At 72.7% G+C, this 23,491-nt stretch carries 21 protein-coding genes; 17 read left to right on the forward strand and 4 right to left on the reverse strand.

Features of this window, described 5'->3' with window-relative positions:
- Nucleotides 1-24: 24 nt before the first annotated feature.
- From AC6CH6_RS06130 to AC6CH6_RS06165, 8 genes are all read left to right on the forward strand, one after another.
- Nucleotides 25-1,251 carry a heparan-alpha-glucosaminide N-acetyltransferase domain-containing protein gene (locus AC6CH6_RS06130; RefSeq protein ID WP_498254442.1) on the forward strand — a complete coding sequence of 409 codons (1,227 nt, stop codon included), beginning with the start codon at nucleotides 25-27 and terminating at the stop codon, nucleotides 1,249-1,251.
- Between the two features lie 34 nt (nucleotides 1,252-1,285).
- Nucleotides 1,286-2,572, forward strand: a complete 1,287-nt coding sequence (gene glyA, locus AC6CH6_RS06135; RefSeq protein WP_498254443.1) for a serine hydroxymethyltransferase — start codon at nucleotides 1,286-1,288, stop codon at nucleotides 2,570-2,572.
- A 2-nt stretch (nucleotides 2,573-2,574) separates the two neighbouring features.
- A complete protein-coding gene (locus AC6CH6_RS06140; RefSeq protein WP_498254444.1) occupies nucleotides 2,575-3,462 on the forward strand; it encodes a bifunctional methylenetetrahydrofolate dehydrogenase/methenyltetrahydrofolate cyclohydrolase in 888 nt (295 codons plus the stop codon).
- A gap of 126 nt (nucleotides 3,463-3,588) precedes the next feature.
- Complete coding sequence (locus tag AC6CH6_RS06145; RefSeq protein WP_498254445.1) at nucleotides 3,589-4,113, forward strand: hypothetical protein; 525 nt, start codon at nucleotides 3,589-3,591, stop codon at nucleotides 4,111-4,113.
- Between the two features lie 75 nt (nucleotides 4,114-4,188).
- Nucleotides 4,189-5,025 carry an exodeoxyribonuclease III gene (locus AC6CH6_RS06150; RefSeq protein WP_498254446.1) on the forward strand — a complete coding sequence of 279 codons (837 nt, stop codon included), beginning with the start codon at nucleotides 4,189-4,191 and terminating at the stop codon, nucleotides 5,023-5,025.
- Nucleotides 5,026-5,081: 56 nt separating this feature from the next.
- Complete coding sequence (trpS, locus tag AC6CH6_RS06155) at nucleotides 5,082-6,146, forward strand: tryptophan--tRNA ligase (protein ID WP_498254447.1); 1,065 nt, start codon at nucleotides 5,082-5,084, stop codon at nucleotides 6,144-6,146.
- A 28-nt stretch (nucleotides 6,147-6,174) separates the two neighbouring features.
- Nucleotides 6,175-6,738 carry a 2'-5' RNA ligase family protein gene (locus tag AC6CH6_RS06160; RefSeq protein WP_133410615.1) on the forward strand — a complete coding sequence of 188 codons (564 nt, stop codon included), beginning with the start codon at nucleotides 6,175-6,177 and terminating at the stop codon, nucleotides 6,736-6,738.
- An 11-nt stretch (nucleotides 6,739-6,749) separates the two neighbouring features.
- Nucleotides 6,750-7,856 carry a YihY/virulence factor BrkB family protein gene (locus AC6CH6_RS06165; RefSeq protein ID WP_498254448.1) on the forward strand — a complete coding sequence of 369 codons (1,107 nt, stop codon included), beginning with the start codon at nucleotides 6,750-6,752 and terminating at the stop codon, nucleotides 7,854-7,856.
- Between the two features lie 76 nt (nucleotides 7,857-7,932).
- On the opposite strand, the gene AC6CH6_RS06170 is transcribed toward AC6CH6_RS06165, so the two are convergent.
- From AC6CH6_RS06170 to sdhC, 4 genes are all read right to left on the reverse strand, one after another.
- Nucleotides 7,933-8,904 carry a succinate dehydrogenase iron-sulfur subunit gene (locus AC6CH6_RS06170; RefSeq protein ID WP_498254449.1) on the reverse strand — a complete coding sequence of 324 codons (972 nt, stop codon included), beginning with the start codon at nucleotides 8,902-8,904 and terminating at the stop codon, nucleotides 7,933-7,935.
- Nucleotides 8,904-10,655, reverse strand: coding sequence for a succinate dehydrogenase flavoprotein subunit (sdhA, locus tag AC6CH6_RS06175; RefSeq protein ID WP_017832182.1), 1,752 nt, complete (start codon nucleotides 10,653-10,655; stop codon nucleotides 8,904-8,906). The genes AC6CH6_RS06170 and sdhA overlap by 1 nt, the downstream gene beginning before the upstream one ends.
- 108 nt (nucleotides 10,656-10,763) lie before the next feature.
- A complete protein-coding gene (locus tag AC6CH6_RS06180; RefSeq protein WP_017832183.1) occupies nucleotides 10,764-11,252 on the reverse strand; it encodes a succinate dehydrogenase hydrophobic membrane anchor subunit in 489 nt (162 codons plus the stop codon).
- A 5-nt stretch (nucleotides 11,253-11,257) separates the two neighbouring features.
- Nucleotides 11,258-11,638, reverse strand: a complete 381-nt coding sequence (gene sdhC, locus AC6CH6_RS06185; RefSeq protein ID WP_017832184.1) for a succinate dehydrogenase, cytochrome b556 subunit — start codon at nucleotides 11,636-11,638, stop codon at nucleotides 11,258-11,260.
- Between the two features lie 224 nt (nucleotides 11,639-11,862).
- Between sdhC and AC6CH6_RS06190 the strand changes: the two genes are divergently transcribed.
- The 9 genes from AC6CH6_RS06190 to AC6CH6_RS06230 all read left to right on the forward strand — a co-directional run bounded on the left by AC6CH6_RS06190 (nucleotide 11,863) and on the right by AC6CH6_RS06230 (nucleotide 23,491).
- A complete protein-coding gene (locus AC6CH6_RS06190) occupies nucleotides 11,863-12,990 on the forward strand; it encodes a sugar phosphate nucleotidyltransferase (RefSeq protein WP_419968049.1) in 1,128 nt (375 codons plus the stop codon).
- A 39-nt stretch (nucleotides 12,991-13,029) separates the two neighbouring features.
- Nucleotides 13,030-14,277, forward strand: a complete 1,248-nt coding sequence (locus tag AC6CH6_RS06195) for an amidohydrolase (RefSeq protein WP_133410612.1) — start codon at nucleotides 13,030-13,032, stop codon at nucleotides 14,275-14,277.
- Nucleotides 14,278-14,384: 107 nt separating this feature from the next.
- Nucleotides 14,385-15,494 carry a BMP family lipoprotein gene (locus AC6CH6_RS06200; protein ID WP_133410611.1) on the forward strand — a complete coding sequence of 370 codons (1,110 nt, stop codon included), beginning with the start codon at nucleotides 14,385-14,387 and terminating at the stop codon, nucleotides 15,492-15,494.
- Between the two features lie 118 nt (nucleotides 15,495-15,612).
- Nucleotides 15,613-17,259, forward strand: a complete 1,647-nt coding sequence (locus AC6CH6_RS06205; RefSeq protein WP_498254450.1) for an ABC transporter ATP-binding protein — start codon at nucleotides 15,613-15,615, stop codon at nucleotides 17,257-17,259.
- On the forward strand, nucleotides 17,256-18,521 hold the full coding sequence (locus AC6CH6_RS06210; protein WP_498254451.1) for an ABC transporter permease: 1,266 nt from the start codon (nucleotides 17,256-17,258) through the stop codon (nucleotides 18,519-18,521). The genes AC6CH6_RS06205 and AC6CH6_RS06210 overlap by 4 nt, the downstream gene beginning before the upstream one ends.
- A complete protein-coding gene (locus tag AC6CH6_RS06215; protein WP_498254452.1) occupies nucleotides 18,518-19,906 on the forward strand; it encodes an ABC transporter permease in 1,389 nt (462 codons plus the stop codon). The genes AC6CH6_RS06210 and AC6CH6_RS06215 overlap by 4 nt, the downstream gene beginning before the upstream one ends.
- Before the next feature lie 7 nt (nucleotides 19,907-19,913).
- Entirely contained in the window at nucleotides 19,914-20,342 is a 429-nt protein-coding gene (locus tag AC6CH6_RS06220) for a cytidine deaminase (RefSeq protein WP_144836510.1), read from the forward strand.
- 18 nt (nucleotides 20,343-20,360) lie between these two features.
- Nucleotides 20,361-21,668 carry a thymidine phosphorylase gene (locus AC6CH6_RS06225; RefSeq protein WP_498254453.1) on the forward strand — a complete coding sequence of 436 codons (1,308 nt, stop codon included), beginning with the start codon at nucleotides 20,361-20,363 and terminating at the stop codon, nucleotides 21,666-21,668.
- 83 nt (nucleotides 21,669-21,751) lie between these two features.
- Complete coding sequence (locus AC6CH6_RS06230; RefSeq protein ID WP_498254454.1) at nucleotides 21,752-23,491, forward strand: hypothetical protein; 1,740 nt, start codon at nucleotides 21,752-21,754, stop codon at nucleotides 23,489-23,491.

Genomic DNA, 23,491 nt, shown 5'->3' on the forward strand with positions numbered 1-23,491 from the left:
CACCACGAGAGGGGAACCACCGCCATGCTGCACACCCGCCACCCCGCCGGACAGGCCCGGGCCGCGGAGCCGTCCGCGGGCCCGCCCGCCCGCCGGCGCCTGGTCGGGATCGACGCGGCCCGCGGCCTCGCCCTGCTCGGCATGGTCTCCGTGCACATCCTGCCGTCCTGGGACCCGGAGACCTTCGAGGCCACCGCCCAGTGGACGCTGTTCTCGGGCCGGGCCGCCGCCCTCTTCGCCCTCCTCGCCGGCGTGGGCCTGGCCCTCGGCTCGGGCGGGACCCGGGTGCACGAGGGCCGGCGGACGACCGCCGACCGGGCCGGTCTGCTCGTGCGCGCGGTGCTCATCACCGCGCTGGGACTGCTGATCAACCAGCTCTCGCCCGGCGACCCGCCCGCCTACAACATCCTGGTCTACTACGGCGTGTTCTTCCTGCTCGCCCTGCCCTTCCTGCACCTGTCCGTGCGCGCCCTGCTCGCCTGGGCGGCGGGGCTCGCCGTGCTCGGTCCCGTGCTGGTCCACTCGCTCGGCCCCGCGCTGCCCGGGTTCACCGTCTACAACCCCGGCCTCGCCGAGCTCCTCACCCAGCCGGGCACCACCCTCGCCCAGCTGCTCGTGACCGGTTCGTACCCCGGGGTGACGTACCTCGTCTACCTCCTCGCAGGCCTGGCCCTGGGGCGGCTGGACCTCTCGGCCGTGCGCACGCAGGCCGGCCTCGCGATCGGCGGGGCCGCGCTCGCGGTGTTCTCCTCCGTCACCTCCTGGTTGCTGCTGCACCCCCTCGGCGGCATCGAGCGGCTGCTCGCCGCGAGCCCCTACCTGGACCGGGGGGACGTCCAGGACGTCCTCGTGTACGGGCCGGACCCCGTCCTGCCCTCCGCCACCTGGTGGTGGCTGGCCGTGACCGGGCCGCACACCAACACCCCGCTCGCCCTGCTGAGCGGAGTGGGCACCGGCGCCCTCGTGCTCGGCCTGTGCCTCCTCGTGGCCCGCCGGGCCGAGCAGGTGCTGCTGCCGCTGGTCGCGGCCGGCTCGATGACGCTCACCCTGTACTCGGCGCACCTGCTCGGGCTCTTCCTGGAGCTGCACTACGAGCAGCCGGTGCTGTGGTTCCTCGTGCACGTCCTGCTGGGCACCGTGTTCGCCGTCCTGTGGCACCGCGCCCGGGGCCAGGGACCCCTCGAGCGGGTCGTCGGCCGGGCCGCCCACGCCGGACGGGACCGGGTGCTGCGCCATCGCCTAAACTCGTAGACGGTCCACCCAGGTCCCCGACTTCAGGAGCGGCATGTCCACGAGCACGTCCCCGTCCGTCACCAACCAGCCCCTCACCGAGGTCGATCCGGAGATCGCGGCGGCGATCGCCGACGAGCTCGGCCGCCAGCGCGGCACCCTCGAGATGATCGCCTCCGAGAACTTCGCGCCCCGGGCGGTCCTCGAGGCCCAGGGCTCGGTGCTGACGAACAAGTACGCCGAGGGCTATCCCGGGCGCCGCTACTACGGCGGCTGCGAGTTCGTCGACGTCGTCGAGAACCTGGCCCGGGACCGGGCCACGGCCCTGTTCGGCGCCAAGCACGCCAACGTGCAGCCGCACTCCGGCGCCCAGGCCAACACGGCCGTCATGCAGGCGCTCATGACCCCCGGCGACAAGCTGATGGGCCTCTCCCTGGCCCACGGCGGCCACCTCACCCACGGGATGAAGCTCAACGTCTCCGGCAAGCTCTACGAGATCGCGGCCTACGAGGTCGACCCCGACACCTACACGATCGACATGGACAGGGTCCGGGAGCAGGCCCTCGCCGAGCGCCCGCAGGTCATCGTGGCCGGCTGGTCCGCGTACTCGCGGGAGCTGGACTTCGAGGCGTTCCGCGCGGTCGCCGACGAGGTCGGGGCGAAGCTGTGGGTGGACATGGCCCACTTCGCGGGCCTCGTGGCCGCGGGCCTGCACGCCAACCCCGTGCCGCACGCCCACGTGGTCACCTCGACCGTGCACAAGACCCTCGCCGGACCCCGCTCCGGCGTGATCCTGACCACGGGTGAGCTCAAGAAGAAGATCGACTCCGCCGTCTTCCCTGGCCAGCAGGGCGGCCCGCTCATGCACGCCATCGCGGGCAAGGCCGTGGCCTTCAAGATCGCGGCCACCGAGGAGTTCCGCGCCCGCCAGGAGCGCACGGTCGAGGGCGCCCGGATCCTCGCCGAGCGCCTCGGGGCCGACGACGTCGCCCGGGCCGGGGTGTCCGTGCTGACCGGCGGCACCGACGTGCACCTGGTCCTGGTGGACCTGCGCGACTCCGAGCTGGACGGCAAGCAGGCCGAGGACCTCCTGCACCGGGCGGGGATCACCGTCAACCGCAACGCCGTGCCGTGGGACCCGCGGCCGCCGATGGTCACCTCCGGGCTGCGGATCGGCACCCCCGCGCTGGCCACGCGCGGCTTCGGCGCACCGCAGTTCGAGGAGGTCGCCGAGATCATCGCCACCGCCCTCAAGCCCGGGGCCGACATCGACGCCCTGCGGGCCCGCGTGGACCGGCTGGCCGCGGACTTCCCGCTCTACGACGGCCTCGAGGAGTGGTGAGCGTGGGCGCACGGATCCTCGACGGACGGGCGGCCTCCGCCGCCATCAGGACCGAGCTCGCCGAGCGCGTGGCCGTGCTGGCGGAGCGGGGGATCACCCCCGGCCTCGGCACGGTGCTCGTGGGCGACGACCCCGCCTCGCACTCCTACGTGGGCGGCAAGCACAAGGACTGCGCCGAGGTCGGCATCTCCTCGATCCGCCGCGACCTGCCCGCGGACGTCTCCCAGGAGGAGCTCGAGCGCGTCCTCGACGAGCTCAACGCGGACCCCGCGTGCACCGGCTACATCGTCCAGCTGCCGCTGCCCGGGCACATCGACACCAACGCGATCCTCGAGCGCATCGACCCGGACAAGGACGCCGACGGGCTGCACCCGACCAACCTCGGCCGCCTCGTGCTCAACGTCTCCGAGCCGATGACCTCCCCGCTGCCGTGCACGCCGAACGGGGTGATCGAGCTGCTGCGCCGCAACGACGTCGAGCTCGCGGGCCGGCACGTGCTCGTCGTGGGCCGCGGCGTGACCGTCGGACGGCCGATCGGGCTGCTGCTGACCCGCAAGGAGATCAACGCCACGGTCACCCTCGCCCACACCGGCACGCAGGACCTCGACGCGCTGCTGGCCCAGGCCGACGTCGTCGTGGCCGCCGCCGGGCGGCCGCACATGATCACGGCCGACAGCCTCAAGGACGGCGTGGTGCTCCTCGACGTCGGGGTCTCCCGCGTGGAGGACCCCGAGACCGGGAAGAAGAGGCTCACCGGGGACATCGACCCGGCCGCCGCGCAGAAGGCCTCCTGGATCTCCCCCAACCCCGGCGGGGTGGGGCCCATGACCCGGGCCATGCTGCTGCTCAACGTGGTGGAGACCGCCGAGCGGCACGCCGGCCTCCGCTGAGCACCGTCCACCGCGCCGCGCCCCCGGGAGCCCTCGCTCCCGGGGGCGCGGCCGTCCCCGGGACCGGGCGGGGACGGCGCCCGCGCCGGTTCGTGGCCCGGGCCGGGATTTGAGACAATGGGGACCATGCGCTCCCTCGGATCCCCGACCCCGTCCACCGCCCCGGCCGCCGAGCCCGCCTCCCGCACCGCCCTGTGGGGCACGGTGATCGGGCTGGCCGTGCTCGTGGTGATCTTCGTGGTGGCGCTGCTGCAGGCCGCGAACGCCAACTCGTGGCTGGGCTGGGCGCTCGCCGGCATCGCCCTCGGCTGGCTGCTGCTCGCCACCTGGGTGGTGCTCATGGTCCGCAAGGCCGCCCGCTTCGGCCGCCGGCAGGTCGACGAGGCCCGGGAGCAGCTGCGCAGCGGCACCGGCCGCGCCCCCACCGTCACCGGGTCCGCCGCCGGCTCCATGCGGGACGAGAAGCTCTCCCACAGCTTCCAGATCGTCCTGGTCCAGTCCAAGGTGATCAAGCAGGAGCTCGCCGCGCTGCCCGTCGAGGGCCCCGAGCGCGAGGCGCTGGACCGCGCCCTCGACACCATCGACATCACGGCCGGCAACGGGATGAGCATGCTGCGCCAGGAGCCCCTCAGCGGCACCGTGGTCGACTGACCCCGACCGCCCCGCGGCACGAACCCCCACAGCACGACCCCCGCTCACCACCACCCGGAAGCCAGGTGCCCCCGCATGTCCCGCCCCGAGAACGTCCTGCGCGTCGCCACCGTCAACGTCAACGGCATCCGCGCCGCCTACAAGCGCGGCATGGCCGACTGGCTGGCGGGCCGTGACGTCGACATCCTGTGCCTGCAGGAGGTCCGGGCCCCCGACCGGATCGTCCGGGACCTGCTCGACGAGCAGGTGTGGGACGTCCACCACGCCGAGGCCGCCGACAAGGGCCGGGCGGGCGTGGCCGTGGCCACCCGCCGGGACGCCCGGGACGGGTCCCTGCTGTCCGTGCGGCGGCGCGACTCCATCGGCCACGAGCACTTCGAGACCGCGGGCCGGTGGGTCGAGACGGACCACGACCTGGCCGACGGCACCACGCTCACCGTGGTCTCGGCCTACGTCCACTCCGGGGAGGTCGGCACCCCCCGCCAGGACGACAAGTACCGCTTCCTCGACGTCATGACCGAGCGGCTGCCCGAGCTCGCCCGCACCCGGGAGCACGTGCTCGTCGTCGGAGACCTCAACGTGGGGCACACGGAGCTCGACATCAAGAACTGGAAGGGCAACGTCAAGAACGCCGGCTTCCTGCCCGAGGAGCGCGCCTACTTCGACCGCTTCTTCGGCGAGCACGGGTACAAGGACGTCGCCCGGGAGCTGGCCGGACCGGTCCCCGGGCCGTACACGTGGTGGTCCTACCGCGGCAAGGCCTTCGACACCGACGCCGGGTGGCGCATCGACTACCACATGGCCACCCCGGGGCTCGCGGCCCGGGCGGTGACCGCCGCCGTGGACCGCGCCCCCAGCTACGACACCCGCTTCTCCGACCACGCGCCCGTGGTGGTCGACTACCAGCTCTGACCCGTTCGCCCGCTCCGCGCCCCGACGGCGCCCGCCCGATCGAAGGACCCCGCACCGTGACCCCTGAGCCCGTACCGTTCGACGTCCCCACCGCCTCCGGCAAGCCCCGTGTCGTCTCGGGGGTGCAGCCCTCGGCGGACTCCCTGCACCTGGGCAACTACGTGGGGGCCGTGCGCAACTGGGTGGACCTGCAGGACGACAACGAGTGCGTGTTCTTCGTGGCCGACCTGCACGCCATCACCGCCGAGCAGGACCCGGCCGCCCTGGCCCAGCGGACCCGCGTCACGGCGGCCCAGTACATCGCCGCGGGCATCGACCCCGAGCGCTCCACCCTGCTGGTGCAGTCCCACGTGCCCGAGCACGCCCAGCTGGCCTGGGCGCTCAACTGCATCACGGGCTTCGGCGAGGCGTCCCGGATGACGCAGTTCAAGGACAAGTCCGCCCGTCAGGGTGCCGAGAACGCCACGGTCGGCCTGTTCGCCTACCCGGTGCTCATGGCCGCCGACATCCTGATCTACCAGGCGCACCAGGTCCCGGTGGGGGAGGACCAGCGCCAGCACCTCGAGCTGACCCGCAACCTCGCCCAGCGCTTCAACACCCGCTTCGGGGACACGTTCGTGGTGCCGGACGCGAAGATCCTCGCCGAGTCCGCCAAGGTCTACGACCTGCAGAACCCCACCGCCAAGATGTCCAAGTCCGCCGCGTCCGAGAGCGGGCTGATCAGGCTGCTCGACCCGGCCAAGAAGAACGCGAAGAAGATCAAGTCCGCGGTCACCGACGACGGCACGGAGATCCGCTTCGACCGCGAGACCAAGCCGGGCATCGCCAACCTGCTGACCGTGTACTCGGCGCTCACCGGACGGCCCGTGGCCGACCTCGTGGCGGAGTACGAGGGGAAGCTGTACGGCCACCTCAAGGTGGGGCTGGCCGAGGTGGTCACCGAGACCCTGGACCCGATCCAGGCCCGCGCCCAGGAGCTGCTGGACGACCCCGCGGAGCTGGACCGCCTCCTCGCCCGGGGCGCCGAGAAGGGCCGCGAGATCACCGTCCGGACCCTGGCGGGGGTCTACGACCGGATGGGCTTCCTGCCGCGCCTGGGCGGGTCCGGGGGGCTGGGCTAGGCTGGGTCCCGTCCTGTGAGGAGTTGAGTTGACCCGAACACAGCAGTCCCCCACCATCCGCCCCGGCCAGGTGTACGCGGGCGTGGTGATCGAGCTGCCCGAGCCCGTGGGCCGGGAGCTCCAGGACTGGCGCGCGTCCTTCGGGGACCCCGCCTCCTACGCCGTGCCGGCGCACATCACGCTGATGATCGCCCCGCAGGCGGAGCGCTGGGCGGACGTCGTGCAGCGGGTCGGCGCCGTGGCCCGCGAGTGGGAGCCGTTCCGGGTGGAGATCAACGGCACCGGCACGTTCCGCCCCGTGAGCCCCGTGGTCTACCTCCGCATCCAGGAGGGCGAGGAGCAGTGCCGCGCGCTGCACGACGCCCTGCACGAGGAGCAGCTCGTCTCGGCGTCCCCCTTCGAGTTCCACCCCCACGTCACGATCGCCCAGGCCGTGGAGGAGGAGGATCTCGACCGCGCCCAGGAGATGCTGCGGACCTACCGCGCCGGGTTCCTCGTGGACCGGATCGGTCTCTACGAGCTCGACGGCCGGGGCGTCTGGCGGATCCGCGAGGAGTTCCCCTTCTCGGGGCGCGACCGCGACCGGCGCTGAGCCGCCCGGCCATGAGCACCCGCGCCGGTCCCCGCACCGGCCCCGCCCCCGAGCTGCCGCCGCGCGCGATCGACCGCCACGGCATGCGGCGCGAGGCCCTGCGCCAGCGGGCGCTGCTGCGCGAGAAGCGGGCCGCCGGCGCCGGCGCCCTCGGGCTGGCCGGCTCGGTGCTCGCGGTGGCGCTCGCCGAGACCTACCGGCGGATGCCGGTCCGCGTGGTCCTGCACTACCTCTTCCACGGCGGGCCCCTCATGGCGGCGGGCCTGTCCTTCGTGCTGATCTTCGCGTCCACCGCCCTGCTGGTGATGGGCTTCTCCGTGATCGGCGTGTTCCTCGGCAACGACCCCCTGGTGCGCGACGCCGTGGTGGAGGCCGTGACCGAGCGGGTCCCCGGCCTGCTGGACACCGGGGACGGGGGAGTGGTCCCCCTCGAGCTGCTCGAGGACACCCGCCCCTTCACCCTGGCCACGGTGATCGGCGGCGCGGTCCTGTTCTTCTCCGGCTGGCGCTGGGTCTCCGGGGTGCGGCTCGCGTTCCGCCGGCTCTTCGAGGTGCCCCCCGCGCAGGGCCTGCCCATCGCGGCCGTGCCGCGCGACCTGCTGGGGCTGCTCCTGCTGGGCGTGCTGCTCGCCCTCTCGGTCGTGGCCAACGGCGCGGCCTCGGGCCTCCTGGGCTTCCTGCTGGACACCGCCGGGGAGCTCGGCTGGGGCAGCGGCCCCGACTGGCTGCGCACCGGGCTGATCTGGGCGCTGAGCACCCTGCTCGTCGTCGTGCTGGACGCCCTGTTCGCCCTCGAGCTCGTGCGGGGCGTGGCCGGGCTGCGGATCACCCGCCGCGCCCTGGCCGTCACCGTGCTCGCCGCGGCGGCCGGCAGCTTCGCGCTGCGCTACATCGGGGGCACGGTGGTCGCCGGGGCCACCACCAACCCGTACCTGCTCTCGGTCGCCCTCGTGGTGGGCGTGCTCCTGTGGTTCTACCTGTTCAACCAGATCCTGCTGTTCTCGGCGGCGATCGGGGCGATCGTGCACGCGGACCAGCGCGGCGGGCGGGTGCACCCCGACGGCGAGACCGTGGCGATCACCGTGGTGCCCATGGCCACCCTGACCGGGCGCCGCTGAGCCGCCGCCGCGCACGGACGACGGCGGCCCGCCCCCTGCCGTGCAGGGGACGGGCCGCGGCGGCCTGGGGGCACGCTCACATGGAGCGGCTCAGGATGGCGTTCTTGACCTCGGCGATGGCCTTCGTGACCTGGATGCCGCGCGGGCACGCCTCGGTGCAGTTGAAGGTCGTGCGGCACCGCCACACGCCCTCCTTGTCGTTGAGGATCTCCAGGCGCAGGTCCCCCGCGTCGTCGCGGGAGTCGAAGATGAACCGGTGCGCGTTGACGATCGCCGCCGGACCGAAGTACTGGCCGTCGGTCCAGAACACGGGGCAGGACGACGTGCACGCGGCGCACAGGATGCACTTGGTGGTGTCGTCGAAGCGCGCCCGGTCCTCCTGGGACTGGTAGCGCTCCATGGTCGGCTCGTTGCCGCCGGCCACGAGGAACGGCATGATCTCGCGGTAGGACTGGAAGAACGGCTCCATGTCCACGATCAGGTCCTTCTCGCACGGCAGGCCCTTGATGGGCTCCACCGTGACGGGCTTGGACAGATCGAGGTCCTTGAGCAGCACCTTGCAGGCGAGGCGGTTCTGGCCGTTGATGCGCATGGCGTCCGAGCCGCACACGCCGTGCGCGCAGGAGCGGCGGAAGGACAGCGAGCCGTCGATCTCCCACTTCACCTTGTGCAGGGCGTCCAGCACACGGTCGGTGCCGTACATGGTGAGCTTGAACTCGTCCCAGCGGACCTCGTCGGAGACCTCCGGGTTGTAGCGGCGGATCTGCAGGGTGAGGTCGAAGGTCGGGATCTCCTCGCTGCCCTGCTGCTCCTCGGGCAGGTCCACGCGCGCGGCGGGCTCCCCGCCCTCGGCGTTCTCCGCGGCGGGGTCCACGGCCGGAGCCGCGGCCTCGTCGCGCTCGTCGACCGACCCTGCGTCCGCGTCGGTCTTGTAGCCGGCGCGGTCGTCCTGGGCGTGGCCCGGGGCGTGGCCGTGCTCGGGGGCGCGGTCCTGGGGGTCGTCGTCGCGGCCGTCCTCGGGCCGGTCGGGAGTGTGTGCGGTAGACATCAGTACTTACGCTCCATGGGCTCGTAGCGGGTGAAGATGACGGGCTTCGTCTCCTGCCGGATCCCCGCGGTGGGGGAGGAGGGGTCGAGGTAGACCATCGAGTGCTTCATGAAGTTGGCGTCGTCGCGCTCCGGGAAGTCCTCCCGGAAGTGCCCGCCGCGGGACTCGGTGCGGTGCAGGGCGGCCACGGTCATGACCTTCGCGAGCTGCAGGAGGAAACCGAGCTCCACGGCCTCCAGCAGGTCCAGGTTGAAGCGCTTGCCCTTGTCCTGGATGGAGATGTTCGCGTACCGGGCCTCGAGGGCGGCGATGTCGTCCAGCGCCGTCTGCAGGGTGTCGGCGGTGCGGAACACCTGGACGTTGAGGTCCATGGTGTCCTGCAGGTCCTTGCGGATCGCGGCGACCTTCTCGGTGCCGGTGCCGTTGCGGGCGTTGTCGAGCAGCGCCACGGTGCTGTCCAGGGCGGTGTCCGGCACGGGCACGAACTCGGCCCGCTGCGCGTACTCGGCGGCGTAGATGCCGGCGCGCTTGCCGAACACGTTGATGTCCAGCAGCGAGTTGGTGCCCAGGCGGTTGGAGCCGTGCACGGACACGCAGGCGACCTCGCCGGCGGCGTACAGGCCCGGGACCACGTTCTCGTTGTCCTGGAGCACCTCGGCCTTGATGTTGGTCGGGATGCCGCCCATGGCGTAGTGGCAGGTCGGGAACACCGGGACGGGCTCTGTGTAGGGCTCCACGCCCAGGTACGTGCGGGCGAACTCCGTGATGTCGGGCAGCTTCGCGTCGATGTGCGCCGGCTCGAGGTGGGTGAGGTCGAGCAGGACGTAGTCCTTGTTCGGCCCGGCGCCGCGGCCCTCGCGCACCTCGTTGGCCATGGAGCGGGCCACGATGTCGCGGGGGGCGAGGTCCTTGATGGTCGGGGCGTAGCGCTCCATGAACCGCTCGCCGTCGGCGTTGCGCAGGATCCCGCCCTCGCCGCGGGCTGCCTCGGAGACGAGGATGCCCAGCCCGGCCAGGCCGGTGGGGTGGAACTGGATGAACTCCATGTCCTCGAGGGGCAGGCCGTTGCGGAATGCGATGGCCATGCCGTCGCCGGTGAGCGTGTGGGCGTTGGAGGTCGTCTTGTAGACCTTGCCCGCCCCGCCGGAGGCGAAGACCACGGACTTGGCCTGGAAGACGTGCAGCTCCCCGGAGGCGAGGTCGTAGGAGACGACGCCGGCGACGCGGCGCTGGCCGTCGACCTCGGTCATGATCAGGTCCAGGACGTAGTACTCGTTGAAGAACTCCACGTTGTGCTTGATGCAGTTCTGGTACAGCGTCTGGAGGATCATGTGGCCGGTGCGGTCCGCGGCGTAGCAGGCGCGGCGCACGGGGGCCTTGCCGTGGTCGCGGGTGTGGCCGCCGAAGCGGCGCTGGTCGATCTTGCCCTCGGGGGTGCGGTTGAACGGCAGGCCCATCTTCTCGAGGTCGAGGACGGCGTCGATGGCCTCCTTGGCCATCACCTCGGCGGCGTCCTGGTCGACCAGGTAGTCACCGCCCTTGATGGTGTCGAACGTGTGCCACTCCCAGTTGTCCTCCTCGACGTTGGCGAGGGCCGCGCACATGCCGCCCTGCGCCGCGCCGGTGTGGGACCGCGTGGGGTACAGCTTGGTCAGTACGGCAGTGCGGGAGCGCTGACCGGCCTCGATGGCGGCGCGCATACCGGCACCACCGGCGCCGATGATGACCACGTCGTACTTGTGAACCTGCATACCGGTTGTTCTTTCTGTTGGGTGTTCCGTCGGATGTGCTGGGGCCCGGTCGCCTGTGACCGGACGGCGGAGACGGCCCGCCGCGGGGCGGGCCGTCTCCGGCAGGGATCAGCCCGCGGTGCAGAAGCTCGCGAGCAGCGCGGGGTCCGCGCCGGCCGGGCAGGGCTCGAAGGTGAAGATGACGAGGGTGCCGAGGAGGATCACGAAGGCGGACGTGGTGAAGAGGAAGACCTTCAGCCAGAACCGGGTCCGGTCCTTCTCCGCGTAGTCGTCGATGATCACGCGCAGCCCGTTCGTGCCGTGCAGCATCGCCAGCCACAGCAGGAGCATGTCGAAGACCTGCCAGAACGGGCTGGCCCACTTGCCGGCCACGAACGCGAAGTCGACGGCGTTCACGCCGCCCTCCGGGCCCACGAGGTTGACCCAGAGGTGGACGAAGACGAGCACCAGCAGGATCACGCCGGACAGGCGCATGAACAGCCACGCGAACATCTCGAAGTTGTTGCGGCGGGACGAGGAGCGGTTGTACTTGATGCCGTTGACCTCGAGGTCCTTGCTCCGGGGGACCGAGATGCTTGCCTTGAGCGGAGTGCTCATAGTGATTAACCCCCGAAGACGTGGGACAGATGACGGATGAGGAAGGGGATCATGACGACGACCCACAGGGCCAGGACGCCCCAGAGCATCTGCTTCTGGTACTTGGTGCCGCTGGACCAGAAGTCGACCATGATGATGCGCAGGCCGTTGAAGGCGTGGTAGACGATGGCCGCCACGAGGCCGGCCTCGCCCAGGCCCATGACCGGGTTCTTGTAGGTCGCCATGACCGCGTTGTAGGCCTCGGGGGAGACCCGCACGAGCGCCGTGTCCAGGACGTGGACCAAGAGAAAGAAGAAGATGGCCACGCCGGTGATGCGATGGGCCACCCAGGACCACTGGCCATGAGCCTGGCCGCGGTACAGGGTGCCCTTGGATGTCTTCGCCACTGAAAAACCTCCCTGAGTCGCTCGCCGTCGTGCGCTCTAGAAATGTTCGGGAATTCGCACTGCGCACGACGTGAGCGGAGCCCTCCGGCTCTGTGTCGGATGATGCGCGAGTTCCCTCCCACGATACCAGCACGACCGGTGTTTACTGACAGGCTGTCCCGCACGGGCGCACGGGTTCCGCCGCGCGCGCACGTCGTTTTCCGTGGGCTCCCGGGCGACGTCGTATGGTGTTGTCCGTGACCTCCCCACTCGCGCACTTCCACCCCTTCATCCCTGCCGGAGGGGTGGGCTCCCGGCTGTGGCCCCTCTCCCGGGCCGACGCCCCCAAGTTCCTGCTCGACCTCACCGGCTCCGGCTCCTCCCTGCTCCGCGCCACGTACGACCGGCTCGCGGGCCTGGGCGACGGCCCGGTCATGGTCGTGACCGGGCGCACGCACGCGGCCGCGGTCTGCCGCCAGCTCCCGGAGCTCTCCACCGGCGACCTCGTGCTCGAGCCGTCCCCGAAGGACTCGGCGGCGGCCATCGGCCTGGCCTGCATGCTCGTCCAGCGCCGCGACCCCGAGGCGATCATCGGGTCCTTCGCGGCCGACCACGTGATCGAGCCCGCCGGTGCCTTCCAGGACGTGGTCCGGGAGGCCGTGGCCGCGGCGGCCTCGGGGCGGATCGTGACGATCGGGATCCCGCCGAGCTCCCCGGCCACCGGCTTCGGCTACATCCGGGCCGGCGCCCAGCTCGGGCTGCCGGACGCGCCCCACGCCCTGCAGGTCGAGGAGTTCGTCGAGAAGCCCGACGAGGACACCGCCCGGCACTACGTGGCGAGCGGCAACTACACGTGGAACGCCGGGATGTTCGTGGCGCCCGCGTCCCTGATGCTGCGCCACCTCGCCGCGAGCCAGCCGGAGCTGCACGCGGGGCTCACCGAGATTGCCGACGCCTGGGGCACGCCCGCCCAGGACGAGGTGGTGGACCGGGTGTGGCCCGGGCTGCCCAAGATCGCGATCGACTACGCCGTGGCCGAGCCCGCGGCGGCCGCCGGGGACGTGGCCATGGTCCCGGCGAGCTTCACCTGGGACGACGTCGGGGACTTCGCCGCGATCCGGCGGCTCAACCACGTCGACCCCGAGACCGACCCCGACGTCACGGTCCTCGGCGACAACAGCCGGGTGCTCTCCGACAGCTCCAGCGGCATCGTCGTCTCGGACACGGGCCGGCTGATCGCGCTGATCGGGGTCGAGGACATCGTCGTCGTCGACACCCCGGACGCGCTGCTGGTGACCACCCGGGAGCACGCCCAGCGCGTCAAGGACGCGGTGGCCTCCCTCAAGCAGAGCGGCAACACGGACGTCCTGTGAGCGTCGGGGGCGGCGCGCGCCCGGGAGTAGTCTGGACAGATGCCTGACGCGCCATCCTCCGCCGCGGCCCTGGAGGCCGGCCTCCCGCCCGCCATCGGCCCCCTGCTCAAGCGCTACCTGCCCGACCTGATCGCCTTCCGGCGGGACCTGCACCGCCACCCGGAGCTGTCCTACCAGGAGTTCCGCACCACGGACCGGATCGTGGGCGCCCTGGAGAACATGGGCCTGTCCCCGGTGCGGCTCTCGGACACCGGGTGCTACGTGGACATCGGGCACGGCCCGATCGGCGTGGGCCTGCGGGCGGACATCGACGCGCTGCCGATCCAGGAGGGCACGGGCCTCGAGTGCTCCTCCGTCAACGACGGCGTGGCGCACTCCTGCGGGCACGACATCCACGCCACGGTGATGGTGGGCGTGGCCAAGGTGCTCGCGGACCTGCACCGGACCGCGCACATCGCCGGGACCGTGCGGATCGTCTTCCAGCCCGCCGAGGAGCAGCTGCCCGGCGGCGCCCTCACCGTGCTGCGCCAGGGCGTCCTCGAGGGCGTGCCCCGGATGTTCGCCCTGCACTGCGAGCCCAAGGTCGACGTCGGCCAGGTCGGCACCCGGATCGGCGCGATCACGTCCGCCTCCGACACCGTGCGCATCGAGTTCACCGGCCGCGGCGGGCACACCTCCCGCCCCCACCTCACGCAGGACCTCGTCTACGCGATGGCCCAGATCGCCGTCAACGTCCCGGCCGTGCTCTCCCGGCGGATCGACGTGCGCTCCGGCGTGGCCGTGGTGTGGGGCCAGATGCACGCCGGCGTGGCGCCCAACGCCATCCCCGCCACCGGCTTCATGTCCGGGACGATGCGCTGCCTCGACGCCGACGCCTGGCACCGGGCGGGCACGCTGCTCGACGAGGTCGTGCACCAGGTGGCCGCGCCCTACGGAGTGGACGTGGAGCTGGAGCACATCCGCGGCGTCCCTCCCGTGGTCAACGGGGAGGTGGAGACCACGCTCATCGAGAACGCCGCCCGCGCCGAGCTCGGCGAGGACGCGGTGGTGCTGGTGCACCAGTCGATGGGCGGGGAGGACTTCGCGTGGTTCCTCCAGGAGGTGCCCGGGGCGATGATGCGACTGGGCACGCGCACGCGGGGCGGGCACACCTACGACCTGCACCAGTCGGACTACGTGGCGGACGAGGCCGCGATCGGCTGCGGCATCCAGGTCATGGCCAACACGGCCCTGCGCGCCATCCGGCTGCACTCCCGGCAGACCCGGCCGGACGTCACCACGAATTAACGCGGGCCTCCGGCGCCCCGCCACTACCCGTGGGTAGAGTGGCACCACGTCGCGCTTGTCGCGTGACCGGGATCACCGCCCGGCCGCGCCCGTCACCTGGAGGAACCATGACCTTCCCGCCCCGGACGTCCCGAGGAACCCGCCCGCTCTCCGCCGCCGCGCTGCTCGGCGCCTCCGCCCTCGTGCTCGCCGGCTGCGGCGCGGCCCCCGAGGAGGGCGGCGAGGCGCAGGAGCAGGCCACCGACTTCACCGGCTGCATCGTCTCCGACTCCGGCGGGTTCCAGGACCGCTCCTTCAACCAGAACTCCTACGAGGGCCTGCAGGCCGTCGAGGAGTCCATGGGCATCGAGGTCAACCAGGCCGAGTCCCAGGCCGAGACCGACTTCGAGCCCAACCTGACGTCCATGGTGCAGTCCGGGTGCGACCTCACGCTGTCCGTGGGCTTCCTCCTCGCCGACGCCACCCGGGCCGTGGCCGAGGCCAACCCCGAGTCCAACTTCGCGATCGTCGACGACGCCTCGATCGAGCTCGACAACGTCAAGCCGCTCGTCTACAACACGGCCGAGGCCGCGTTCCTCGCCGGCTACGTGGCGGCGGGCAGCACCCAGAGCGGGACCGTGGCGACCTACGGCGGCATGGACATCCCGACCGTGACCGTGTTCATGGACGGCTTCGCCGACGGCATCGACCACTACAACGAGACCAAGGGCGAGGACGTGCGACTCCTGGGCTGGGACAAGGACTCCCAGGACGGCACCTTCGTCAACAGCTTCACCGACACCTCCGCGGCGAAGACCACCACGCAGAACTTCATCAACGAGGGCGCGGACATCGTGCTGCCCGTGGCCGGGCAGGCGGCTCTCGGCACCCTCGACGCCGTGGTCGAGGCCAACGGCGGCGGCGGCGACGAGGTCCGCTTCGTGTGGGTCGACGCCGACGGCTACGAGACCCTCGACCAGGGCCAGGAGTACCAGCTGACCTCCGTGCTCAAGCAGATGAGCACCTCCGTGCAGGACGTCGTCGAGTCGGCCGCCGAGGGCGAGTTCAACAACGAGCCCTACGTCGGCACCCTCGAGAACGACGGCGTGGGCATCGCCCCGTTCCACGACCAGGAGGAGGCCGTGGGCGAGGAGCTCGCCGCCGAGGTCGAGCAGCTGCGCCAGGACATCATCGACGGCACGGTCACCGTCGAGTCCGAGAACTCGCCGCAGGCCTGATCCCGGACGACACCGACCACCGCACCCACCGCCGCCAGCGAGGGCCCCGGCCGCAGCTGGCGGCGGTGGCGTGCCCGCCCGGGGCCGGCGGACGGCCCAGGAGGAGGACCACCCCACCATGAAGCTGGAACTGCAGTCCATCACCAAGCGGTTCGGCTCCTTCGCGGCCAACGAGGACGTCGACCTCGTCGTGGAGCCCGGGCAGATCCACTGCCTCCTCGGCGAGAACGGGGCGGGCAAGTCCACCCTGATGAACGTCCTCTACGGCCTGTACCGGCCGAGCGGGGGGCGCATCCTGGTGGACGGTGCCGAGGTGTCCTTCCGGGGCCCGGGGGACGCCATGGCCGCCGGGATCGGCATGGTGCACCAGCACTTCATGCTGGTGCCGGTGTTCACCGTCGCGGAGAACGTGGCCCTCGGCGCGGAGAGCACCCGCGGCGGCACCCTCGACCTCGAGACCACCCGCCGCCGGATCCGGGAGATCTCGCAGCGCTACGGCTTCCACGTGGACCCGGACGCCGTGGTCGAGGACCTGCCCGTGGGCGTGCAGCAGCGCGTCGAGATCATCAAGGCCCTCGTGCGGGAGGCGCAGGTGCTCATCCTCGACGAGCCCACCGCGGTGCTCACGCCCCGGGAGACCGACGAGCTGCTCGAGATCATGCGCCAGCTGCGCGGGTCCGGGAAGTCGATCCTGTTCATCTCCCACAAGCTGCGGGAGGTCAAGGCGATCTCCGACGTCATCACGGTGATCCGCCGCGGCCGGGTGGTGGGGCAGACGTCCCCGGAGGCCTCGACCTCCGAGCTCGCGGCCCTCATGGTCGGCCGGGACGTGTCCCTGACCGTCGCCAAGGGCGAGGCCGAGCCGGGGGAGCGGGCCCTGGAGGTCTCCGGGCTCACCGTGGTCGCGGACAACGGCGTGAAGCTGCTCGACGACGTCGGATTCGACGTGGCCCGCGGGGAGATCCTCGCGGTGGCCGGCGTGCAGGGCAACGGCCAGACGGAGCTGGCCGAGGCGATCCTCGGCCTGCGGGAGCGGGCCACCGGCTCGATCCGGCTGGGCGGCACGGAGCTGCTCGGGAAGTCCGTGCGCCAGGTCCTCGACGCCGGCGTGGGCTTCGTCCCGGAGGACCGCTCCACGGACGGGCTCGTGGGCCCGTTCACCGTCGCCGAGAACCTCGTGCTGGACCTCTACGGTGACGACCGCTTCTCCCGCGGCCCGTCCCTGCGGCTGGGCGAGGTCCAGGCCAACGCCCGTCGCGCCGTCGAGCAGTTCGACGTCCGCACCCCCTCCGTGGACGCCCCCGTGCAGACCCTCTCCGGCGGCAACCAGCAGAAGGTCGTCATCGCCCGGGAGCTCTCCCGGCCCCTCGAGCTCTTCCTCGCCTCCCAGCCCACCCGCGGGGTGGACGTGGGGTCCATCGAGTTCATCCACGAGCAGATCGTCGCCGAGCGGGACAAGGGCGTGGCCGTGCTCATCGTCTCGACCGAGCTCGACGAGGTGTACGCGCTCGCGGACCGGATCGCCGTGTTCTTCCACGGCCGGATCATGGGCATCGTGGGCCCCGACACCCCGCGCGACGTCCTGGGCCAGATGATGGCCGGGGCCACCGCCGAGGAGCTCCGCGCGGCCGGCGTCCGGCCCGACGGCGCGCGGCGGACCGGGACGCAGCCGGCCGTCCCCCCGCAGACCGACGCCCCACCGACCGATGCCCCGCAGGCCGGCGCCCCGCAGGCCGCGGCGCAGCACCCGAAGGAGCAGGCATGAGTGCCACCGGAGCGGCCCCCGCGGCCGCCGACCAGCAGAAGGCGCCGCCGCCCACGGCCGTCAGCCCCGGGAGCCCCCGGCGGGACTGGACCGGCTCCGCGGTGCAGTCCGTGCTCGCGATCGTCGCCGCCCTGCTCCTGGGCGGGCTCCTCATCGCCCTGACCGACGACCGGGTGGCCGACGCCGCGAGCTACCTCTTCGCCCGCCCCGGGGACACGCTCGCGGCCATGTGGGCCGCCGCGTCCTCCGCCTACGAGGCGATGTTCTACGGCGCCGTCTACAACCCGAACGGCAGCACGTTCGCGCAGCGGGTCTACCCGCTCGCGGAGACCCTCACCGTGGCCACGCCGCTGATCCTGGCGGGGCTCGGCGTGGCCGTGGCCTTCCAGGCCGGGCTGTTCAACATCGGCGCCCAGGGGCAGCTGCTGATCGGCGCGGCGCTCGCCGCCTGGGTCGGCTTCGCCTGGCAGCTGCCGGTGGGCGTGCACCTGCTCGCCGTGATCCTCGCCGGGGCCCTCGGCGGCGCGCTGTGGGGGGCGATCGTGGGCGTGCTCAAGGCCCGCACCGGCGCCCACGAGGTGATCCTGACGATCATGCTCAACTACATCGCGCTCAACCTCGTCGCCTGGCTGCTCACCCGCCCGGCGTTCCTGCGCCCGGGCTCCTCGAACCCCGTGAGCCCCCAGGTCGCGGACACCGCGATGTTCCCCAAGCTGCTGGGCGAGCAGTTCCGGCTGCACTGGGGGTTCGTGCTCGCGGTCCTCGCCACGGTGTTCGTCGCCTGGCTGCTCAAGCGCTCCACGATCGGCTTCGAGCTGCGGGCCGTGGGCGCCAACCCGCGCGCGGCCCGGACCGCCGGCATCTCGGTCACGCGCGGCTTCGTCGTCGTCATGGTCCTCGCGGGCGCCCTCGCGGGACTGGCGGGCGTGGCCCAGATCTCCGGCACCGAGCGCGCGCTGACCGCGGGCGTCGCCGCGTCCTTCGGCTTCGACGCGATCACGGTGGCCCTGCTGGGCCGGTCGAAGCCGTGGGGCACGTTCTTCGCGGGCCTGCTCTACGGCGGGTTCCGCGCCGGGGGCGTCACCATGCAGTCGATGACCGGCACGAACATCGACATCGTCCTGGTCGTGCAGTCCCTGATCGTCCTGTTCATCGCCCTGCCGCCGCTGGTGCGGACCGGGCAGGACCGGGTCCGATCCCGCCGCGGCGGGAGCGCCACCGCCACCACCGCCGCCACCGCCACCGAGGGAGGCCGGGCATGAACTCGCAGCATCCGGAACCGCGCCCCGAGCAGGCGCCCTGGGACTCCGGCGGCCCGGCCGGCGGCCCGGCCGGCGGCACCGCCGCGACGACCCTGCCCCCGCCGGCCGAGGCGGAGCTGTCCACGACCGCGGCCAACGAGGTCGTGGGCGTCACCAGCTGGCGCACCCCGGTGGTCCTCGGCCTCCTGAGCCTCGTGGCCCTGCTGCTGTTCGGGCTCAACGCCCCGGACAACACGGTGAGCTTCCGCGTCTCGGAGGCCGGCGACCTCTTCCGCGTGCCGGACCTCGTGGTGCACGGCGTGCTGTGGGGCTGGCTCACCGTGGCCGTGCTCGCCGGGCTGACGGTCCTCGCGGTCCTGCGCGCCCGGGCCGGGGCGCACCTGCCCCGGTGGGCGGTGCTCGTCTTCGGCTTCTTCTTCGTCAGCGGCTTCCTCGTGTGGGTCGTGGGCAGCGCGCGCAGCCCGGACGTGTCCCTGTCCGGGCTGCTGGCCGGGTCCGTGGCCCTGGCCATCCCGCTGATCTTCGGGTCCCTGGGCGGCCTGCTGTGCGAGCGCTCCGGCGTGATCAACATCGCGATCGAGGGCCAGCTGCTGTTCGGCGCGTTCTCCGCGGCGGTGGCCGGCTCCCTCTCCGGCAGCGCCTGGGTGGGGCTGCTCGCCGCCGTGCTGGGGGCCGGGCTCGTCTCGCTCGTCCTGGCGGTCTTCGCGATCACCTACCGGGTCAACCAGGTGATCGTGGGCGTGGTGCTCAACGTGCTCGTGTCCGGGCTGACCGGCTTCCTCTTCGCCACGGTGCTGGAGTCGGACCCGGGCGTGTTCAACTCCCCGCCGCGGCTGCCGCGCTTCGCCGTGCCCGTGCTCTCGGAGATCCCCCTGATCGGGCCGATCGTCTTCGACCAGTCCGTGATCGGCTACCTGATGTACGCCGCGGTGGCGCTCGTGTGGTTCGCGCTCTACCGGACCCGCTGGGGGCTGCGCACCCGGTCCGTGGGGGAGCACCCCAAGGCCGCGGACACCCTGGGCGTGAAGGTCAACGCCCTGCGCTTCCGCAACGTGCTGCTCGGCGGGATGGTCGCCGGCCTCGGCGGCGCCTTCTACACGCTGGTCTCCGTCTCCGCGTTCACCCGGGACATGACCTCCGGCGCCGGCTACATCGCGCTGGCCGCCCTGATCTTCGGCCGCTGGAACCCGGTCGGGGCGCTGCTCGCGTCCCTGCTGTTCGGCTTCGCGTCCAACCTGCAGTCGATCCTGTCCTTCCTGGGCACGCCCGTGCCCAGCCAGTTCCTGGCCATGCTCCCGTACGTCGTCACGATCCTGGCCGTGGCCGGGCTCGTGGGGGTCTCCCGCGGTCCCGCGGCCATCGGCAAGCCCTACACCAAGGAGTGAGCGCCCCGTGAACGAGCCCCTGCGCCCCGGCGGCGAGGCGACCGACGACGGGTCCCGGATCGACTGGGACCGGCTGCGGGAGGCGGCCGTGGCCGCCCGCGAGCACGCCTACGTCCCGTACTCGCGCTTCCCCGTGGGCGCGGCCGCCCTCACGGAGGACGGGCGGGTGGTCTCCGGGTGCAACGTGGAGAACGCCTCCTACGGCCTGACCCTGTGCGCCGAGTGCGCCCTGGTGTCCGCGCTGCACATGTCCGGCGGCGGGCGGCTCGTCGCGTTCGTGTGCGTGGACGGGCACGGCGACGTCCTCATGCCCTGCGGACGGTGCCGGCAGCTGCTGCACGAGCACCGCGCGCCCGGCCTGCGGCTGCTCACCGTCTCCGGGGTGCGCACCATGGCCGAGGTGCTGCCCGACGCCTTCGGCCCCGAGAACCTCTAGTCCCCGAAAGGACCCCACATGACCGAGCAGTTCGACGCCGTGGACGTCATCCGGACCAAGCGCGACGGCGGTGCGCTCTCGCCCGGGCAGATCGCGTGGGTCCTGGACGCCTACACCCGCGGGGTCGTGGCCGAGGAGCAGATGAGCGCCCTGGCCATGGCGATCTTCCTGCGGGGCATGGACCGGGACGAGATCGCGGGCTGGACGCGGGCGATGATCGCCTCGGGCGAGCGGATGGACTTCTCCGCGCTCGTGCGCTCCGGGGCGCGCTCGGCCACCGCGGACAAGCACTCGACCGGCGGGGTGGGGGACAAGATCACGCTGCCGCTGGCGCCGCTCGTGGCCGTGTACGGCGTGGCCGTCCCGCAGCTGTCCGGGCGCGGCCTCGGCCACACCGGCGGCACCCTGGACAAGCTCGAGTCCATCCCCGGCTGGCGGGCGGCCCTGTCCAACGAGGAGATGCTGGCCCAGCTGCGGGACGTGGGCGCGGTGATCTGCGCCGCGGGCTCCGGCCTGGCGCCCGCGGACAAGAAGCTCTACGCGCTGCGGGACGTCACCGGGACGGTCGAGTCGATCCCGCTCATCGCGTCCTCCATCATGTCCAAGAAGATCGCCGAGGGAACCCAGTCCCTCGTGCTCGACGTCAAGGTGGGCTCCGGGGCGTTCATGAAGGACCTGGCCTCCGCCCGCGAGCTGGCCCGCACGATGGTCGACCTCGGCACCGGCGCCGGGGTCACGACCACCGCCCTGCTCACCGACATGTCCACGCCCCTCGGGCTGGCGGTCGGCAACGCCGTGGAGGTCCAGGAGTCCGTCGAGGTGCTCGCCGGCGGCGGCCCGGCCGACGTCGTGGAGCTCACCGTGGCGCTCGCCGCGGAGATGCTCGCCGCGTCCGGGCTCCCGGACGCTGATCCGGCGGAGGCGCTGCGGGACGGCCGGGCCATGGACGTGTGGCGGGCCATGGTGGCCGCCCAGGGCGGCGACCCCGACGCCCCGCTGCCGCGGGCCCGGGAGTCCGAGACCGTGGTGGCCGAGGCCGACGGCGTGCTCGCCGAGCTCGACGCCCACCAGGTGGGGGTGGCCTCCTGGCGCCTCGGAGCGGGCCGCGCCCGGCGCGAGGACCCCGTCCAGGCCGGCGCCGGCGTGCTGCTGCACGCCAAGCCCGGGGACGCCGTCCGGGCCGGGCAGCCGCTGCTGACCCTGCTCACCGACACCCCCGAGCGCTTCGCGCGGGCCCGGGAGGCCCTCGAGGGCGCCGCCGTGATCGCCCCGGAGGCGCCGGTGTCCCGGCCGGACCGCGCCGTGGTCCTGGAGGCCGTGCGGTGATCGCCGGCCGCTGAAGCGCCGGGGCCGGCTGCCGGGCCCGCCTATACTGCGGAGAGAACCAGCGCGAAACGAGAACCGAGGGCGTGCGCACACGCTCGGAAGGGTGGGTCCAGTTGGGTCTGCGAGGCATTTTCCGGAAGAACACCGAGGACAGCACACCGCGCCACGAGACCGGACGGCCCGAGCAGCCGGCCGGTCCGACCGCCGGCCCCGACACCGGGACCCGGGAAACGGGCCAGGACGGCGGCGACCGGGGCACCGGTTCCCGGGGTCCGGACGGGCACGGTCACGAGGAGCACGGCCCGGGGGAGGTCCGCCCGCTGCCGGACCGCGGACCGCTGCCCTTCCTCGTGGACCGGCTGACGTCCCGGGGGGCCGACCGTGCCGTGCTCACGCTCGTCCAGCGCGGCAACACCATGACCCACCAGACCCAGCAGTCCGTGGGGGACGCCGACCCGTCCGTGGAGTCCGGCACCGTGGACCAGGACTCGCCGCTCTTCGACCCCGTGGCCGACCTCTACAGCGAGGCCATGTCCTCGCCGCGCGGCGCGTGGCAGAACGCCCGCATCGAGGTGGGCCCGGAGCAGGACGGGGTCCGCTCCGTGGTGACGACCTACGGTTTCGCCGACGGCAGCGAGGACGTCCGCACCTGGCGGTCGGGGCGGCCCACGCCGGGCGCCGCTGCCGCGGACACGCGGTCCGCCGCGGAGACGAGCTCCGCCGAGGACCGGCCCGCCGGTGAGCGCCCCACCGGGGAGCGGTCCGACGACGAGCGCCAGGCGGCCGGGACCGGCGCCGCGTCCGAGCCGACGGGCCCGGCCGCGGAGCACTCGGCCGGGGGAGTCCCCGCCGTCGCCGCGGCCGCCGCTGCCGGTGGAGCCGCTGCGGGCGGGACCGGGTCCTCCGCGACCGGCGCCGCCCGTGGCCCCGTCCCCGAACCGACAGACGGCCCGGTCTCCGCGCAGAGCGCTGAGCCGGTCGCCGAGCCGATCACCGAGCCGACCACCGGGGCGGAGCCCGTTCCCGGGACTGCTCCCGCCACGGAGGTCCCCACGGCCGGCCGGGAGCAGGACGAGCACCGCACCGCCGACCGGGAGGCCACCGCCCACGACGTCCCCGACCACGGCGCCGCCCAGCACGAGGTCCCCGACCACGTCGACCACGAGGAGTGGCACGAGGACGTCGAACCGGCCGCGCCCACCGGGGCGGCGGCCGCGACGGCCGCCGCGGCCGCCGCCGGCACCGCCGCCGGGGACGACCACGACTCCTCCGCCCCGGAGACCGCGGTCTCCACCGACGTCTCCCCGTCCTACCGGGCCCCGGCGGGGGTCCAGGACCGGCCCTCCCAGGACAAGCTGGCCGAGGGCAACCTCGTGCTCAAGGAGGTCGACGTCCTGCGCAGGCTCGCGGACGCCCAGCGGCGCCTGTTCGGCGAGGACGGCACGGCGATGGACGTCTCCACCGTGCTCGTGCGGGTGCGGGCCCTGGGCACCTACTACGACGCCCTGACCCACGTGCGGAAGAACGGCTTCTGGGACCAGCGCCGCACCTTCGACCTCGTCCCCGAGGAGCTGCTGCACGTGCAGGAGTTCAAGGACGAGTCCTACGTGGAGGGCAACGGGGCCCCGCTGGCGATGATGTTCCGCTTCCGCCCGGGCATCCCCCCGGAGGTGTCCTTCGACTACGCGGACGAGGAGGCCTTCGTGCGCTACGAGGACCGGCTGCCCGCGCAGAACTACCTCGAGGAGCTGCGCATGTACCCCCGCACCGGGGCGCACATCCCGCAGCACATGAACGAGGCCCTGCAGGACTGGAACTACTGA

Source organism: Kocuria sp. GQ42 (genome assembly GCF_059758435.1).

Bases quoted from the DNA above. Each gene is read 5' to 3' on its own strand.
- AC6CH6_RS06130 (WP_498254442.1), top strand. From the start codon at position 25: ATGCTGCACACCCGCCACCCCGCCGGACAGGCCCGGGCCGCGGAGCCG.
- glyA (WP_498254443.1), top strand. From the start codon at position 1,286: ATGTCCACGAGCACGTCCCCGTCCGTCACCAACCAGCCCCTCACCGAG.
- AC6CH6_RS06145 (WP_498254445.1), top strand. From the start codon at position 3,589: ATGCGCTCCCTCGGATCCCCGACCCCGTCCACCGCCCCGGCCGCCGAG.
- AC6CH6_RS06150 (WP_498254446.1), top strand. From the start codon at position 4,189: ATGTCCCGCCCCGAGAACGTCCTGCGCGTCGCCACCGTCAACGTCAAC.
- AC6CH6_RS06165 (WP_498254448.1), top strand. From the start codon at position 6,750: ATGAGCACCCGCGCCGGTCCCCGCACCGGCCCCGCCCCCGAGCTGCCG.
- AC6CH6_RS06170 (WP_498254449.1), bottom strand. From the start codon at position 8,904: ATGTCTACCGCACACACTCCCGACCGGCCCGAGGACGGCCGCGACGAC.
- sdhA (WP_017832182.1), bottom strand. From the start codon at position 10,655: ATGCAGGTTCACAAGTACGACGTGGTCATCATCGGCGCCGGTGGTGCC.
- AC6CH6_RS06180 (WP_017832183.1), bottom strand. From the start codon at position 11,252: ATGAGCACTCCGCTCAAGGCAAGCATCTCGGTCCCCCGGAGCAAGGAC.
- AC6CH6_RS06190 (WP_419968049.1), top strand. From the start codon at position 11,863: ATGGTGTTGTCCGTGACCTCCCCACTCGCGCACTTCCACCCCTTCATC.
- AC6CH6_RS06195 (WP_133410612.1), top strand. From the start codon at position 13,030: ATGCCTGACGCGCCATCCTCCGCCGCGGCCCTGGAGGCCGGCCTCCCG.
- AC6CH6_RS06200 (WP_133410611.1), top strand. From the start codon at position 14,385: ATGACCTTCCCGCCCCGGACGTCCCGAGGAACCCGCCCGCTCTCCGCC.
- AC6CH6_RS06205 (WP_498254450.1), top strand. From the start codon at position 15,613: ATGAAGCTGGAACTGCAGTCCATCACCAAGCGGTTCGGCTCCTTCGCG.
- AC6CH6_RS06210 (WP_498254451.1), top strand. From the start codon at position 17,256: ATGAGTGCCACCGGAGCGGCCCCCGCGGCCGCCGACCAGCAGAAGGCG.
- AC6CH6_RS06215 (WP_498254452.1), top strand. From the start codon at position 18,518: ATGAACTCGCAGCATCCGGAACCGCGCCCCGAGCAGGCGCCCTGGGAC.
- AC6CH6_RS06225 (WP_498254453.1), top strand. From the start codon at position 20,361: ATGACCGAGCAGTTCGACGCCGTGGACGTCATCCGGACCAAGCGCGAC.